The 16,042-nt window shown below is 70.4% G+C and carries 14 protein-coding genes; 7 read left to right on the top strand and 7 right to left on the bottom strand.

Annotated elements, in window-relative coordinates:
- Positions 1–11: 11 nt before the first annotated feature.
- Together ACFW16_RS31960 and ACFW16_RS31955 are read left to right on the top strand one after the other, a co-directional pair.
- Positions 12–224, top strand: coding sequence for a GTP cyclohydrolase I (locus tag ACFW16_RS31960; RefSeq protein WP_380312973.1), 213 nt, complete (start codon positions 12–14; stop codon positions 222–224).
- Positions 225–361: 137 nt separating this feature from the next.
- Positions 362–937, top strand: a complete 576-nt coding sequence (locus tag ACFW16_RS31955) for a hypothetical protein (RefSeq protein ID WP_380312971.1) — start codon at positions 362–364, stop codon at positions 935–937.
- A 150-nt stretch (positions 938–1,087) separates the two neighbouring features.
- On the opposite strand, the gene ACFW16_RS31950 is transcribed toward ACFW16_RS31955, so the two are convergent.
- Both ACFW16_RS31950 and ACFW16_RS31945 read right to left on the bottom strand, forming a co-directional pair.
- Entirely contained in the window at positions 1,088–3,193 is a 2,106-nt protein-coding gene (locus ACFW16_RS31950) for a mechanosensitive ion channel domain-containing protein (RefSeq protein ID WP_380312969.1), read from the bottom strand.
- 61 nt (positions 3,194–3,254) lie between these two features.
- Positions 3,255–4,310: a purine-nucleoside phosphorylase gene (locus tag ACFW16_RS31945; RefSeq protein WP_380312967.1), complete on the bottom strand. Its 1,056-nt coding sequence runs from the start codon at positions 4,308–4,310 to the stop codon at positions 3,255–3,257.
- A gap of 236 nt (positions 4,311–4,546) precedes the next feature.
- Between ACFW16_RS31945 and ACFW16_RS31940 the strand changes: the two genes are divergently transcribed.
- Together ACFW16_RS31940 and ACFW16_RS31935 are read left to right on the top strand one after the other, a co-directional pair.
- On the top strand, positions 4,547–4,714 hold the full coding sequence (locus ACFW16_RS31940; RefSeq protein WP_225773526.1) for a YqaE/Pmp3 family membrane protein: 168 nt from the start codon (positions 4,547–4,549) through the stop codon (positions 4,712–4,714).
- Positions 4,715–4,844: 130 nt separating this feature from the next.
- Entirely contained in the window at positions 4,845–5,744 is a 900-nt protein-coding gene (locus ACFW16_RS31935; protein WP_380312964.1) for an alpha/beta fold hydrolase, read from the top strand.
- 6 nt (positions 5,745–5,750) lie between these two features.
- On the opposite strand, the gene ACFW16_RS31930 is transcribed toward ACFW16_RS31935, so the two are convergent.
- The 3 genes from ACFW16_RS31930 to ACFW16_RS31920 form a co-directional block, all read right to left on the bottom strand.
- Positions 5,751–7,469, bottom strand: coding sequence for an ABC transporter ATP-binding protein (locus tag ACFW16_RS31930; RefSeq protein ID WP_380312962.1), 1,719 nt, complete (start codon positions 7,467–7,469; stop codon positions 5,751–5,753).
- Positions 7,470–7,482: 13 nt separating this feature from the next.
- Positions 7,483–8,040, bottom strand: a complete 558-nt coding sequence (locus ACFW16_RS31925; protein ID WP_380312960.1) for a DUF2585 domain-containing protein — start codon at positions 8,038–8,040, stop codon at positions 7,483–7,485.
- A gap of 118 nt (positions 8,041–8,158) precedes the next feature.
- Positions 8,159–9,604, bottom strand: a complete 1,446-nt coding sequence (locus ACFW16_RS31920) for a phospholipase D-like domain-containing protein (protein ID WP_380313015.1) — start codon at positions 9,602–9,604, stop codon at positions 8,159–8,161.
- Positions 9,605–9,762: 158 nt separating this feature from the next.
- Between ACFW16_RS31920 and ACFW16_RS31915 the strand changes: the two genes are divergently transcribed.
- The 3 genes from ACFW16_RS31915 to ACFW16_RS31905 all read left to right on the top strand — a co-directional run bounded on the left by ACFW16_RS31915 (position 9,763) and on the right by ACFW16_RS31905 (position 13,387).
- Positions 9,763–10,380 (top strand): GntR family transcriptional regulator, encoded by a 618-nt coding sequence (locus ACFW16_RS31915; RefSeq protein ID WP_380312958.1) that lies wholly within the window; start codon positions 9,763–9,765, stop codon positions 10,378–10,380.
- On the top strand, positions 10,377–10,838 hold the full coding sequence (locus ACFW16_RS31910; protein ID WP_380312956.1) for an OsmC family protein: 462 nt from the start codon (positions 10,377–10,379) through the stop codon (positions 10,836–10,838). The genes ACFW16_RS31915 and ACFW16_RS31910 overlap by 4 nt, the downstream gene beginning before the upstream one ends.
- A 518-nt stretch (positions 10,839–11,356) precedes the next feature.
- Positions 11,357–13,387, top strand: a complete 2,031-nt coding sequence (locus ACFW16_RS31905) for a beta strand repeat-containing protein (RefSeq protein WP_380312954.1) — start codon at positions 11,357–11,359, stop codon at positions 13,385–13,387.
- Positions 13,388–13,433: 46 nt separating this feature from the next.
- Here ACFW16_RS31905 and ACFW16_RS31900 read toward each other — a convergent pair whose 3' ends face one another.
- Positions 13,434–14,879 carry an FGGY-family carbohydrate kinase gene (locus tag ACFW16_RS31900; RefSeq protein WP_380312952.1) on the bottom strand — a complete coding sequence of 482 codons (1,446 nt, stop codon included), beginning with the start codon at positions 14,877–14,879 and terminating at the stop codon, positions 13,434–13,436.
- Positions 14,876–15,829: an ABC transporter permease gene (locus ACFW16_RS31895; RefSeq protein ID WP_380312950.1), complete on the bottom strand. Its 954-nt coding sequence runs from the start codon at positions 15,827–15,829 to the stop codon at positions 14,876–14,878. The genes ACFW16_RS31900 and ACFW16_RS31895 overlap by 4 nt, the downstream gene beginning before the upstream one ends.
- Between the last annotated feature and the right edge of the window lie 213 nt (positions 15,830–16,042).

The following is a 16,042-nucleotide window of genomic DNA, read 5'->3' as shown; positions in this document are numbered from 1 at the left end:
AGACAATCCAATTGGGTCTCTTCAGAAATAACTTGCCCAAACTCGACCAGGTGCTGAAGCCGCGCGGCGTGGCGGTGATGGTGTCGTCGCGGCACCACTGCATGACCACGCGCGGGGTGCACAAGCACGGCACCCAGATGGTGACCAGCTGCATGGTCGGCGCCTTCCGCGACGACCCGCAGCTGCGGCGCGAGTTCCAGATGATGATCGGGATGCCGGTCTGAGACGCTGCGGAGCGCCTCGGGAAAGGCGGTTTCACCGAGCTTCCGGCCTCCAATTCGTCCCCCGCAACGTACGCGGGGGCATGCCAGCAGCAGACGGCTCTCGCCAAACCGGGGTGCCCGCGTTGACACAAAGCCTCATGATCGTCGGCAACGGGCCGATCGGTGCCCTTGCAGCCGCAAGGATCGCCGAAGCGGCCTATGTCATCCGCTTCAACGAGTGCCGCTCGTTCCCGGAAGCGCCAGGCCGCACCGATGTGGTCGCGGTCTCCAACACCGGCAGGCCGGGCATGGGCATGGTGTCCTCGAGCGCCTGGCGCCGGCACCCCGCAGTCCGCGACGCCTCTGAGATCTGGTGCGTCCGCGATCCGGAAAAATTCGCGGAGATGCGCGGCCCGCTGTCGGCAAGCCATCCCGATCTGTACGATTTCTGCGACGACTACACCGACGGGTTTGCCGCCTTCGCGGCCGAGACCGGCAAGGTGCATCGGGTCCTCGGCAGGTCCATCCACGAGCATGTCGACGCCCAGCTCGCCGCTTTCGACCCGCCCCCCTATGTCGTGCCCAGCAGCGGCATGGTCGTGATCGCCGCAGTCCTGCAGCGATTTCCAGGCCATGCCGTGGCTCTCGCCGGTTCTCCCATCAGGGGTGGGAGTGGCACCCGTTTTCGGCCGAGCGAGGCCTGGTCGACGCGCTCATCACCGCAGGCCGGTTGAAACGCTTCGGCCACAACGCCGCCGAGGACCCGTCGGCGGCGGGGACCAGGTTGGCCGTCCGCTCGGCCACGCCAGCCGAAGCGATGCGGGAGCAAGGGGCGAGCGGATCCCACGGCGGCCTCGGCTGAACCCGGAGGCCGGAAGACATCGTCACCCCGGCGCCGGGCCGCCGCCGGTCGCCGCGATCGCGGCGGCCGCCACGGCCGGGTCGACCTCGCCGCCGTCATGGCTGCGCACCACCACGTCGCGCCGGGCGAGGTGGATACCGGCGGCGTCGAACTCCTCGAGGATGCGCTGGTACAGCATCCGGCGGATCATGAACTGCTCGCCCGGCCGGGCCATGAACTTGATCCCGACCACCATGTTGAACTCCTCGATCCGGCGCACGCCCTGGGATTTCGGCGCGTCGAGCAGATGCGGGCCCAGCGTCGGGTCGGCCGCGATCTCGGCGCCGATCTTCTTCACGATCTTCTTCACCTGGTCGACATCGGTGTCGAAGGGCACCCGGAACTCCAGCTTCATCACCACCCAGTCGCGACTGAGATTGGTCATCGCCCGGGCCTCGCCGAAGGGCACGGTCTGCAGCGCCCCCCGCTGGTGGCGCAGCTTCAGCGAACGGATCGAGATCGCCTCGACCGTGCCCTTGAGGTTGCCGATCTCGACATACTCGCCGACCCGGAAGGCGTCCTCGAGCAGGAAGAACACGCCGGAGACGATGTCCTTCACCAGGGTCTGGGCGCCGAAGCCGATGGCCAGGCCGATGACGCCGGCGCCGGCCAGCAGCGGCCCGATATCGATGCCGAGCGAGGACAGCACCACCAGCACCGCGACCGTCGCCAGGGTGACGAAATAGGCGTTGCGGAACAGCGGCAGCAGCGTGCGCAGCCGCGCCTGCCGGGTGACGTCGGTCGCCGACATCGTTTCGGTCGACCGGCTGAGATGATGGTCGATCAGGGCCCGGCCGAGATGCCACAGCAGGTCGACCACGATCAGCGTCAGCACGATCCGCAGCGCGGCGCGCAGCGCCATCGCCCCCGGCTCCTCCGCCGCCATCATCGCGTGCATCGAATCGACACCCAAGCGCTGGGCCAGGAAGGCGAGGGCGCCGAGGAGGACCAGCGCCTGGGCCGTCCGCTCGACCAACATGGCGAGCGGCCGGTCCTTGCCCTCGATCGAATCGGGCGACGCCACCGACCGCGCCGCCTCGCGGATCTGGCGCAGGCCCCAGGGCAAGAGCGCCAGCACGAATGCGGTGATCGCCGCGCGCCCGGCACCGAGCGCGACCAGCACCGCGGCGGCCGCCATCGCCACCGTGACCAGGCAGCGCGCGAGATCGTCCTTGATGCCCGGCTCGTCGGTCCAGGCCCGGCGCCGCCAGGTGAAGGCGACGACCAGGGCCAGCACCAGGAAGGAGGTCAGCTCGCGGATCAGCAGCGCCGCGTCCTCCGGCGCGTCCAGCCGGCGCATCAGCCGGGCCAGGAACACGCCGCCGATCATCACCGTCGGGATCGCGATCAGCCAGCGCATGATCACCGGGATGACGCGCTCCTCCACCGCGACCAATCGGAGATCGGGCCGGCCGGGGGCGAGGCCGAGCCGCAGCACCGCCCGCGCCAGCCGGCCGACCAGCACGATGGCGAGCAGGGCGATGACCAGGTGCTGGAAGCCGTGCGGCCAGGTGAAGATCAGGAAGATGCCGAGGCTGCCGACGGCGAAGGCGATGACGGCGCCGACGGCGAAGACGAGGCGGGCGGCGAAGACGGCGAGGTGCTCGCCGATTCCGGCCCCGGGCGCATGGATCAGCCGGTGGCGGATCGAGGCGGTCAGGCGCCGGAACAGCCATTCGGCCAGGATGCCGATGCCGACGAAGCCGCCGACCGCCAGGACCAGACCGATGAGGCCGAGCTCGGCCAGGGCCTGGCCGATCCGGGCCCCGACCGCGGCCAGGATGCCCGGCAGGTCGCGCGCGGTCGCGGCGTACCAGTGCAGCTTGCCGCGGGTCTGCATCCGCATCATGTCGATCTCGTCCATCTCGGACGAGGCCGCGGCGGCCGGCGCCGCCCCCTGCTGCGCCGGCACCGCCTGCTGCTGCGCCAGCCAGCCCTGCACCTCGGGGTTGCGCAAGAGGTCGAGCAGCTGCTGCACCGGGGCCGGCGGAGGCTGCTCCGCCGTCGCCGGTGCGGGCGCCTGCTGCGCCCAGCCCGGCGCGCCGAGCAGGACCAGCACCGCGATCAACAGGCCCCGGAACCAACGCATCCGCCCCTCCCCATCCCCCTGCGCGCATGCTGTCGCGCCGCGGGGCCGGTGGCAACGGTCCTTATGGGCGTGACAGCTGCACGGCCGCCGGAACCCCGGCCTGCCACGCCGCCCAGTCCTCGACCACGGCCTGGACGAAGGGAGCGCCGGCGGCGGCGAGGTTGGCGATCGCGACCGGGAAGCCGCCGGACCTGGCCTGCAGCGACTCCACCGTGGTCTGGCCGGGATGCGGCCGGTCGAAGTTGGAGGCGGTGCGCAGCACCGCGACCCGCCCGGTATCGACCAGCCCGGCCTCCTCGCCCCGCCGCAGCGCCTCGAAGGTGGCGTTGTCCTCCTGCTGCGTCGTGCAGTAGTCGCCCTTGCCGTCGGTCAGGAGAGCCACCCAGTCCTCGGCCCGCTTGCCGATCAGGGCCCCGTGCCAGTAGGTGTCGCCGGCCAGCGTGTCGCACTGCACGACCTTGGGCGGCTGGTTGGCCGGCGCCTCCGGATAGTGCGCACGATAGGCCGCCGCGGCCTCGCCATCCGCCAGCTTCGCATCCCTGGTCAGGGCCAGCGCCGCCTGCAGCAGGTCCTCGTTCAGCTGGAACACCTCGGTCCGGTAGTTGAGCGGCGGCGTCCCGGCGGGATCCTTCGCCCCGATGCCGAGATAGCCGCTGCCCCAGCCCGGCGGCATCTCGCGGGCATCGATCTCGTGCTGGATGCCGAAATCCACCAAGTAGCGGGCCCAGGCGGCGGTGCCGAGCGTGCCCTTGGCCGGGTCGATCCCGGCGATGCCGGCGATCAGCACATAGGCGCGGGTCAGGTCGAACTGCCGGCTCCACAGCAGCGCCATGGTCGAGGCGGCGGCATTGGCATGGCCCATGCCGGTGGTCATCTGGCACACCCCGTCGGCGTTGCAATGCACGGCGGGGTAGTCGGGCGAGAGGCCGGGCACCGCGATCTCCTGGTCGAGATGCAGCTGTTCGACCCAGGGCTTCGCCTCGGGACCGAACATCGAGATGATCAGGACCTTGACCGGCCGCGGCGCGGCGGGCGTCTGGGCCTGGGCGGCGGGACCGGCTGCGAGCAGCGCCAGCATCGCCGTCCCCGCGATGCGCTTCAGTTCGGGCAGGGGCAAGGGAAGGCTCCATCGAATCGGGTCGAAGCCGCGGGCGGACCGGGCCGGAATCAGCCTATCGCATCCCGCGGGCCGGGCGACGCCCCGGCATCGCCGTTGCAAAGCAAGCGGCGTGCCGGAATGCCGCCGTCCGGCCGCCCGATGAAACAGGCAGCAACAAATCGTTACGCCCCCGAGATTGTCCGCGCCGCCCGGCAACGCTAGGGAAGGGCAGGATCCACCACCCGGACAGATTGTTGGCCACGTTCCTGTACATCCTCGCCTTCCTCTGCCCGCCGCTGGCCGTCTATCTCGACATCGGCGCCGGCGACGAGCTGCGGCTGAACATCATCCTGACCATCCTGGGCTGGATTCCCGGCATCATCCACGCGCTCTACATCCTGTCGATCCACCCGCCGCACTGACGGCGGGCCCGCCGTCACGGCACGAAATCCGCCGCGGCCGGCACCGTCCGGCCGGCGGCGGAGGGGATCCGCATGAGTCCTGCCGCCGGATATGCTCCAATACCCGGATCCGAATGCAGGAGTCGCGACCATGCTGAAGCGGATCGAGGCCGGGGTGCTGAGCGTCGCCTATGAGGAGACCGGCGATCCGTCCGGCTGGCCGGCGGTGCTGCTGCACGGCTTTCCCTACGACATCCACAGCTATGACGAGGTGGCGCCGCTTCTGGCCGCCCGAGGCGCCCGGGTGATCGTGCCGTGGCTGCGCGGCTACGGCCCGACCCGGTTCCTGTCGGCGGAAACGCCGCGGTCGGGCGAGCAGGCGGCGCTGGGGCACGACCTGCTGGCACTGCTGGATGCGCTGAAGATCGAATCGGCGGTGCTGGGCGGCTACGACTGGGGCGGCCGCGCCGCCTGCATCGTCGCGGCGCTGTGGCCGGACCGGGCGCGTGGCTTGGTCTCGGTCAACGGCTACAACATCCAGGACATCGCCCGATCGGGCGAGCCGGCCTCGCCCGAGGCCGAGTTCCGCTACTGGTACCAGTACTACTTCCACGGCGAGCGCGGCCGGCGGGGGCTGGAGCGCAACCGGCGCGAGCTGTGCCGCCTGCTGTGGCGGCTGTGGTCGCCGGAGTGGCGCTTCGACGACGCCACTTATGAGCGCAGTGCCGCGTCCTTCGACAACCCCGATTTCGTCGATGTCGTGATCCACTCCTACCGCCACCGCTTCGCCCTGGCCGAGGGCGACCCGGCGGTGGCGGAGGTGGAGCGCCGGCTGGCGGCGCAGCCGCCGATCGCGGTGCCGGCGATCACGCTGGACGGCGACGCCGACGGGGTGATGCCGCCTGGCGGCACCGCCCATCACGCCGGCCGCTTCACCGGCCGGCACGAGCACCGCGTGGTGACGCCGGGCATCGGCCACAACCTGCCGCAGGAAGCGCCGGAGGCGTTTGCCGATGCGATGCTGGCGGTGAAGGGCTGGGCAGAGCGCTAAGGCCGCTCACCGCATCCCGTATTGCGCGTCATGCAGCCGGCGGTAGAGGCCGCCGGCGGCGACCAGGTCGCGGTGGCGGCCCTGCTCGGCGATGCCGTTGGCGTCGACCACCACGATCCGGTCGGCGTGCTGGATGGTGGCCAGGCGATGGGCGATCACCAGGGTGGTGCGGCCCTGCGACAGCTCGGCCAGCGACTGCTGGATCGCCTGCTCCGTCTCCGTGTCGAGCGCCGAGGTCGCCTCGTCCAGGATCAGGATCGGCGGGTTCTTCAGGAACATGCGGGCGATGGCCAGGCGCTGCTTCTGCCCGCCCGACAGCTTCACCCCGCGCTCACCGATCACCGTGTCCAGCCCGTCCGGCAGGCCGGCGATCACGCCGTCGAGCCGGGCCCGCCGCGCCGCCTCCATGATCTCGGCCTCGGTCGCGCCCAGCCGGCCATAGGCGATGTTCTCGCGGATCGAGCCGGCGAACAGGAACACGTCCTGCTGCACCACGCCGATCTGGCGGCGCAGCGAGGTCATGGTCATGTCGCGGATATCGATGCCGTCGACCGTGATGCGGCCGCCCTGGACCTCGTAGAAGCGCGGCAGCAGCGAGCAGATCGTGGTCTTGCCGGCGCCCGAGGGGCCGACGAAGGCTACGGTCTCGCCGGCCCGGACGGCGAGGTCGATGCCGCGCAGCACCGGGGTGCCGTCGCCATAGCCGAAGCTGACGCCCTCGTACCGGATGTCGCCCTTGAGCGCCGTCACCTCGACCGCGCCTGCCCGGTCGACGATGTCCGGCTCGGTGTCCAGGAGCTCGGTGTAGCGGCGGAAGCCGGCGATGCCCTTGGGGTAGGTCTCGATCACCGAGTTGATCTTGTCGATCGGGCGGAAGAACACGTTGACCAGCAGCAGGAAGCCGACGAAGCCGCCCTCGCTGAGCCGCCCGGTCAGCACGAAATAGGCGCCGGCGATCATCACCACCATCTGGATCAGCCGCATGCTGAGATAGCTGAGCGAGGTGCTGGCCGCCATGATCCGGTAGGCGTCGAGCTTGGTGCGGCGGTAGTTCTGGTTGTCGTCCGCGAACAGCCGGCGCTCATGCTCCTCATTGGCGAAGGCCTGGACCACGCGGATGCCGCCGACATTCTCCTCGATCCGGACGTTGAAGTTGCCGACCCGGCCGTAGAGGGCCTGCCAGTTGCGGGTCATGCGGCCGCCGTAGCGGCTGGTCAGCCAGGCGGTCAGCGGCACGATCGCCGCGGTGATCAGCGCCAGCTCGACATGCACCGTCAGCATCAGCGCGAAGGCGCCGATGAAGGTCATCACCGCGATGAACAGATCCTCCGGCCCGTGATGCGCGACCTCGCCGATCTCCTCCAGGTCCTTGGTCAGGCGGCCGACCAGATGGCCGGTCTTCTGGTTGTCGAAGAAGGAGAAGGACAGCTTCTGCAGATGGTCGAAGGCCTTGCGCCGCATCTCGGTCTCGATGTTGATGCCGAGCATGTGGCCCCAATAGGTCACCACCGCCATCAGGCCGGTGTTGGAGACGTAGATGGCGAGCAGCCCGGCGGCGGCGAGCAGGATCAGCGGCCAGTCGCCGCTCGGCATCAGGCTGTCGACGAAGACCTTGACCGCGATCGGGAAGCCGAGCTCGAGCAGGCCGGACACGATGGCGCAGCAGAAATCGAGCAGGAACAGCCTGCGATGCGGCCGGTAATAGGCGAAGAAGCGTCTCAGCATCGGTCGTCTCGAATCAGCCGCCGGACTGCCACGCCCGGATCGAATCGACCGGGTGCAGCAGCATCAGCACGTTCAGGGTCAGGTTGTCGCGGATCAGCCAGCCGGTCAGCAGCTCGAAGGCCACCGCCAGCGCCACGGTCAGCCACACCGGGGCCCGCGCCGCGAAGAAGAAGCCCAGCAGCATGAAGCCGATGTCGGAGACCGAGTTGATCACGCTGTCGCCGGTGTAGCCGAGCGCGATCGTCGCCTCGCGATATCGGTCGATGATCATCGGGCTGTTTTCGGCGATCTCCCAGGCCGCCTCGATGGCGATGGCCAGGAGGGCCCGGGCGCCGAGCGGCAGCCGCCGGGCCACGAGCCAGGTCAGCCCGAAGAACAGGAAGCCGTGGATGACGTGCGAGGGCGTGTACCAGTCGGCGATGTGCTGCGAGTTGTCGGCGCTCATCACGTCCGGCGCCCACAGCTTGACCGTGCCGCAGGCGCAGATCGGCACCCGGCCCATGGCCAGCAGGATCGCCGCCGTCGCCGCCACCAGCCCGAGGCCGATCAGGACATAGGCACGCCACGGCATGCGCCCGGGCGCGGCCGCTCTGGAAAAACCGTTCACCATGAGCGCAGTCCTAGCACGGCCGAAGCCATGCGAAGCATTCGCGGTCGTCGGGGCGAAGCGCCGGATTCGGCATGACGGATCAGAGGTAAGGCGAGGCCAGCCACACCGTCCGGTTGCGCAGCCGGGTCAGGAACGGCCGGGCCCGCAGCGTCGCCAGCGTCTCCGGCCGGGCCGAGGCGATGCGCTGGCGGATGGCGGCGTCGACCGCGCCGGCCACGCCGCGGTCGTAGATCTCGACATCCAGCTCGAAATTGAGCCGCAGGCTGCGCGAATCGAGATTGGAGGAGCCGATCAGCGCCCAGGCGCCATCCACCGCCATCAGCTTGGAATGGTCGAACGGCCCGGTCGCCCGCCACACCCGGCAGCCCGGCCGCAGCACCTGGTCGAGCTGCGCCGTCATGGCAGCGTCGACCAGCGCCAGATTGTTCAGGCTGGGGATGACGATGTCGACCTCGACCCCGCGCTGCGCCGCGATGGCCAGCGCACTGGTCAGCGGCAGGTCGGGCAGGAAATAGGGCGAGCAGATGCGGATCGAGCGCTGCGCCACGGCGATCGCGCCCATCACCAGGCTGTGGTTCGAGCCGAGGGTGACGTCCGGGCCGGACAGGATCGCCCGGGCCAGCACCGAGGGCGCCGGCTGCGGCTGCGGCAGCGACTGCCAGGCGCGGCCGTGCAGCCGCTCGCCCGTGGTGAAGCGCCAGTCCTGGACGAAGGCGGCCAGCAGGCTCTGCACCATCGGGCCGCAGATCCGGGCATGGCTGTCGCGGGCCGTCGGCCCGCCGGCATGGGCGCTGGAGAACTGGGCCCGGATGTTCATGCCGCCGGTGAAGGCGGTCTCGCCATCGACCACCAGCAGCTTGCGGTGGCAGCGCAGATTGGCATAGGGCAGCTTCAGGCCGATGACGTTGCCCATGAAGCGGGCCGTCCTGACGCCGCCGTCGCGCAGCAGGCCGACGATCTGGGGGCGCGAATAGCGCGCGCCGATGGCATCGATCAGCACCCGCACCTCGACGCCGCGCCGCCCGGCCTCGATCAGCGCCCCGGCGATCTCCCGCCCGACCGCATCATTGTCGAAGATGTAGCTCTGCAGCGCGATCGACGACCGGGCCTCGCGGATCGCCTCCAGCATCGCCGGATAGGCCTCGTCGCCGCCCTGCAGCAGCCGAAGGTCGTTGCCCGGGGTCACCGGGAAGGGCGAGACCCGGTCGCCGAGGCGCTGCAGCGAGGTGAATTGCGGCGCCGAGGCCGCCGCCACATCCACCGCCGGGCCCGTCTCCCGGTCGTCCATGCCGGCGCCCGACCGGCGTCGCCGGCGCGCGATCGCGGCGCGGCGCACCCGGTTGACGCCGAGCACGAGGTAGATCAGGGCGCCGAGGATCGGGTTCAGCACGATCACGCCGACCCAGCCGGTGGCGGCGCGCACGTCGTCCTTGGTCATGATCGCATGGATGGCGCCGGCGATGCCGAGCACGAGGCTGGCCGCCAGCACGATGTCGGACCAGTACGTCGTCCAGAAGCCGCTCATGCCGTCCACGGGTCGGTTGCTCCGCCACACCCCTGCCAGGACCCGGGAATCCCGGCAAGGATCGGCAGGGCGACACCCGCAGCATAGCGGCCATCCGGCGGCGGTCGAACCGGCACTGCAAGGTTGATGCGACAGCGATCCTGATGTAGTTTGGATCCATGGATCCAAATTCGATCGCCGACGCGCTGCGGCTGGATATCGAGGCACGCCTTCTGCCGCCGGACACGGTGCTGCGCCAGGAGAGCCTGGCGGAGCGATTCGGGGTCAGCCGCCAGCCGGTGCGGCAGGCGCTGGACCGGCTGCTGGCCGAAGGGCTGGTGGTGCGCCGGTCCGACCGCAGCCTGGCCGTCGCCGGCCTGTCGGCCGGGGAGGGCCGCGATCTGGCCGCCCTGCGCATCCTGGTCGAAGGCGAGGCCCTGCGCCTGTCGCTGCCCCGGCTGGAGCCGCGCGACCTGCGCCGGGCCACGCGGCTGGCCGAGGACCTGGCCGAGGAAGAGGATCCGGCGGCGATCGAGGAACTGGACGTCGCCTTCCACGCCGTCCTGTACGGCGCCTGCGGCAATGCCCGGATGCTGCGCCTGATCGATTCGCTGCGGCGGGAAGGGCGGCGCGCCTATGCGCTGCAGCCCCCGGGCTCCGCCTTCCGCGCCGCGATGGCGGCACAGCACGAGACCATCCTCGCCGCCTGCCGGGCCGGCGACGACGCCGCTGCGGTCGCCGCCCTGGCCATCCATCTGCAGACGGCGGCCGAACCGCAACCGGGAGGGACCCCATGAGCCACTATCAGGCGACGGTGCTGTGGCAGCGCCCGCCGGACATCGCCTTCACCGACGGCCGCTACAGCCGGGCGCATCTCTGGCGATTCGACGGCGGCGTCGAGGTGCCGGCCTCGGCCTCGCCGCATATCGTGCCCCTGCCCTTCTCGGCCCCGGAGGCGGTCGATCCGGAGGAGGCCTATGTCGCCGCCCTGGCGAGCTGCCACATGCTGACCTTCCTGTCGATCGCGGCCAGGCGCCGCTTCGCCGTCGATCGCTACAGCGACACGGCGGAGGGGGTGATGGAGAAGAACGCCGAGGGGCGGCTCGCAGTCACCCGGGTGGTGCTGAACCCCCGCGTGACCTATGCCGGACCGGCGCCGGACCGGGCCGCGGAGGAGGCCATGCACCACGCCGCCCATGAGCAATGCTTCCTGGCCAATTCGGTGAAGACCACCGTCGAGACCCGGCTGGGCTGACGCCCCGCATCATCGCGGCCGCGGGCCCGGGGGGACATGCGGGCCTGCGGGCCGCCGGGCCGCCGGGCCGGGCGAGGCGGCCTGGCAAGTTACATACTATTGTATGCATCAGACGCATGACGCCCATGCGAAGATCGCAATCAAAAGAAACTTCTCTCTCCTGATTTGGAATTTAGTTTCAAGACAAAGACCATTTTTGAGTTGCAGAGCGTTCCGCATTCACTGGCGACAATGAAACAACTCCATATCTGGAAATTTTTATCCATTTTTTGGCCCACTTGGAGCCACTCTCATCAGGTCCGTAATAAAATTGCTTCTTATAGAAATAAAATGATGATCATCCGAAATATCATAATGATAAATGTTATCTAAGTTTTTTATATCAAGAAGAGTCGCCGACATCGTCATGATCCTTTAAGTTGTTTGCAAACGATAATTTTGTGATCTTAGGTCGATAGCGGCGCCGTGTGCCGACAGCGCTGGGCCGATACTGAACACGCGATAAGCGGAGAACGAAGATGGCATTGTCACTGGAACTGCTGGGGCTGTTGGGCATCAATCTCGAAGACAGCGATGATGAGGTGCTGACCGGTGGCAACATCATCGATGTGCTGAGCGGCGGGGCCGGCAACGACGTCATCGAGGGCAAGGGCGGTGCCGACGTCATCAGCGGCGGCGACGGCATCGACACGCTGAGCTACGAGACCTCGCCGGCGGCGGTGCGGGTCAGCCTGGCGCCCGGCCTGCTCGGCCTGATCAGCCTGAACAACGGCGGCGACGCCACCGGCGACCTGGTCAGCATCGGCTTCGAGAATGTCGTCGGTTCGGCCTTCGCCGACACCATCACCGGCAACGACACGGGCAACACCCTGGTCGGCCTCGCGGGGGACGACACCCTCGACGGCGGCGCCGGCAACGACCTCCTCATCGGCGGCGCCGGGGCCGACCGGATGGATGGCGGCACGGGCGTCGACACCGTGAACTACAATGAGTCGGGCGCCCGGGTGACCGTCGACCTGGCGGCGGGGACGGGCGCCGGCGGCGATGCCGAGAACGACACGCTGCTCAACATCGAGAACGTGGTCGGGTCGCGCTTCAACGACATCCTGATCGGCAGCACCGCCGACAACGCGCTGAGCGGCGGGGCCGGCGACGACACCATCACCGGCGGCGCCGGGAAGGACGCGATCGACGGCGGCACCGGCTCCGACACGGCGAACTACTCGACCTCGAACGCGGCGGTCACCGTCAACCTGGCCACCGGCATCAACACCGGCGGCCATGCCTCCGGCGACGTGCTGACCGCGATCGAGAACCTGACCGGCAGCCTGTTCGACGACAGGCTGACCGGCAGCGACGGCGCCAACATCCTGAACGGCTACCGCGGCAACGATATCCTGGTGGGAGGCGCCGGCAACGACACCCTCATCGGTGGCGTCGGCGCGGACAGCCTGGACGGCGGCTCCGGCATCGACACCGCCTACTACTCGAACTCCACGGCCGCGGTGTCCGTCAACCTCGCGACCAATGTCAACACCGGCGGCGAGGCCTCCGGCGACTCGATCACCAATGTCGAGAACGTCGTCGGGTCGTCCTTCAACGACACCCTCACCGGCGACTTCCGCGAGAACATCCTGACCGGCCTGGCCGGCAACGACGTCCTCAGCGGCGGCGCGGCCAACGACATCCTCGTCGGCGGCGCCGGGGCGGATGTGCTGAACGGCGGGACCGGCATCGACACGGCGAGCTACGAGACCTCGTCGGCCGCGGTGTCCGTCAACCTGGCCACCGGCACCGGCACGGGCGGCGACGCCCAGGGCGACACGCTGACCAGCATCGAGAAGGTGGTCGGCTCGTCCTTCGCCGACACCCTGACCGGCAACAGCGGTTACAACGACCTGCGCGGCGGCGGCGGCAACGACGTGATCAGCGCCGGCGACGGCACCGACGACCTGCGCGGCGGCGCCGGGGCCGACACCCTGAACGGCGGCAACGGGTTCGATACGGCCTATTACTATGAAAGCAATGCCGGCGTGACCGTGAACCTGACCACCGGCCAGGGCTTCGGCGGCCACGCCCAGGGCGACCTGCTGATCGATATCGAAGCGGTCGCAGGGTCGCAGTTCAACGATACGCTCACCGGCACCGCCGGGCACAACATCCTGCGCGGTTATGCCGGCGACGATGTCCTTCGCGGCGGCGGCGGCCAGGACACGCTGGTCGGTGATGCGGGGGCGGACAAGTTCGTCTTCACCGCGACCAGCGACAGCAACACCGTCACCGGCGTCGACGTGATCGCCGATTTCGGCCAGGACCAGGGCGACAAGATCGACCTGTCGGGGATCGACGCCAACACCGGCGTCGCCGGGGACCAGGCCTTCGCCTTCATCGGCACCTCGGCCTTCAGCGGCGTGGCCGGTCAGCTGCGCTTCGAGACGACCGCCGACGGCACCGTCATCCAGGGCGATGTCAACGGCGACAAGGTGATCGACCTGCAGATCCTGGCCGATGGCTCGATCAGCTTCACCGCGAGCGATTTCGTCCTGTAAGCGAAGCCAATCGCGTGTTCGGGGCCGCCCTTCGGGGCGGCCCTTTCTATTCCGCCCCTTCGGCGGCCCGGCGCCGGGCCTCCTCGGTGGCCCGGCGGAACCGGTCGAGGCGCCGCACGGCCCGCGCCGTGCGGTCCGGCCGCGGCGCGTGCACGGCGCCGACCGCATCGGGCGGCACCGGCCAGCCCAGCGCCGCCGCGGCGATGCGGTAGCCGCCCATCGCCGTGGTCGCGGTCGGCAGGTCGGCGCATTCCACCACCCGCCCGGTCGCGTCGGCGATCAGCTGCGGCCAGATCCGGCTGGCGCCGCCGCCGCCGGTCAGCCGGATCGGCCCCGGCAGCGCCGCCATGGCGTCGAGATTGTTGCGCAGCGCCAGCGCCACCCCTTCCAGCACCGCGTAGTGCAGGGCGCCGCGGCCCTGGGTGATGTCGAGGTCGAGCAGGGCGCCGCGCAGCGCCAGGTCGACGAAGGGCGAGCGCTCGCCCTTCAGATAGGGCAGGAACAGCGTCTCCGGCGGCGCCGAATCGGCTGCCTCCGCCTCGGCATCCAGCACCGCGAGCTCGGCGCCTGCGATCCGGCCGAACCAGCCGGCGGCGTCGCCGGCGGTCAAGAGCGGCGCGATCTCGATCGCCCAGCCGGCGCGCGGATGCGCCAGGGTGGTGAAGGGGCGCGGCAGGGCTGCGGGGTCGAGCGGCCGGCTGCGCGCGACCCAGCCGCTGGTGCCGAGATAGACATGGAGCTGGCCGTCGGCCGCCACGCCGACCGTCGAGGCCGCGGCGTCGCCGCAGCCGTTCACCACCGGGCACCCGATCGGGAGGCCGAGCGCCCGCGCGGCCACGGGCAGCAGCTCCCCGACCACCGCATCGGCCGGCAGGATCGGCGGCAGCAGGGCGGGGTCGAGGCCGACGGCCTCGACCAGCGGCGCCGACCAGTCGCGCCGGGCGATGTCCATCAGCCCGACGGTGGTGCCGGCGGCCGGATCGGTGGCGACCCGCCCGGTCAGCCGCAGCGCCAGATAGTCCTTGGCGCCCGGCAGCAGGGTCGCGACGCGCCGCGCCGCCTCCGGCTCCGCCTGCTGCAGCCAGCGGAACTTGGCGATCGTGTTCAGCGGCCCGGGCGCGTTGCCCAGCACCGCCGGGGCCCCCGCCGCCAGCAGCCGGTCGCGGACCGCCGGGAACACGGCGCCGCTGCGGCCGTCGCTGTACAGCAGGGCCGGCCGGACCGGAACCCCCTCGGCGTCGAGCGGCACCAGATTCTCCATGGTGCCGACCAGCGCGATCGCCCGCACCGACTCGCGCAGCGCCGCCGGCAGGGTGGCGCAGGCGGTGACGGCGGCCGTCCACCAGTCCTCCGGATCCTGCTCCTGCCCGCCGCCGGGCGTCGCCCGGGTCGGGTGGCGGGCCTCGACCTGCCGGGCCGGCCGGCCGTCCTCGCCGAAGGCGACCAGCTTCAGCGCCGTGGTGCCGAGGTCGAAGACCAGGAGGATGCTCATCGCGCCGCCGCCATGCCGAAGCGGCGCAACATCACCGCACCGATGATGATCGCGCCGGTCACCATCTTCTGGAAGAAGGGATCGACGTTGAGGATGGTCAGCCCGTTCGCCAGCACGGCGATGATGGCGACGCCGACCGCGGTGCCGAGCACGTTCGGCCGGCCGCCGCGGAAGGCGGTCATGCCGAGAAAGACGGCGGCATAGGCCGGCAGCAGCAGGCTTTCGCCCATGGTGTGCTGGACGCTGCCGAGCCGCGCCGCCAGCAGCACCCCGGCCAGGCCGGACAGGGCCGCGGCGATCGCGAAGACCGCGACCACCGGCCGGCCGATCGGCACCCCGGACAGGCGCGCCGCCTCGCGGTTGCTGCCGATCGCGATCAGCCGGCGGCCGAACACGGTCAGGGCCAGGGTGCCGCCGGCCGCGAGCAGCACCGCCAGCATCCACAGCGTCAGCACCGGCATCGGCCCGGCCGCGGCCCGGGCCAGCGCGGTGAAGCCGGGCGGGATGCCCTGGAACAGGCTGGCGCCGCCCGACAGCCAGTAGGCGAGGCCCGAGGCGATGGTGCCGAGCGCCAGCGTGGCGATGAAGGACGGCGCCCTGAGGCCGTGCACCACCAGACCGTTGAGCCCGCCGACCAGGGTGCAGGCCAGGAGCGTCAGCAGGATCGCCGGGCCCGGCCCGAGGCCGGCGGCCAGCAGCTTGACCACCAGCACGCCGGCCAGCGAGGCGACGAAGCCGACCGACAGGTCGAACTCGCCGATCACCATGACGAAGGTCGCGGCGGCGGCGGCGATCGCCAGGATCGCCATCTGCTGGGTGACGTTGAGCAGGTTGGCGGCGGTGGCGAAGGCATCCGGCCGCGCCACGGCGAAGCCCAGCACGATCGCGGCCAGCGCCACCGGCGTGCCGAAGCGCTCGACCAGCCGCGCCGAAGCCGCCTCAGCCGCCATGGCGCGCCTTCCGGAGGATCCGACCACTCGCGGGCGAGACCTGTTCAGAGTGTCCCTTGGACCATCTTGGAGACCGGCAGCGGCATTGACCGGACGAAACGGGAGTCTTCCTCTCGCAAGCGCTACGATATTCACGCACCGCCTCTTTTGAGTCCCCCCTCCCCTTGCGGGAGGGGGGTAGGGGGAGGGGGTTCTCTCGGCTCGACCCGGCCC

The sequence above is a fragment of the Inquilinus sp. NPDC058860 genome, from assembly GCF_042743185.1.
In the GTDB taxonomy this organism is placed as follows: Bacteria; Pseudomonadota; Alphaproteobacteria; order DSM-16000; family Inquilinaceae; genus Inquilinus.
The sequence above is the reverse complement of the archived record's forward strand: the minus strand, read 5'-3'. Positions and strand labels throughout refer to the sequence as shown.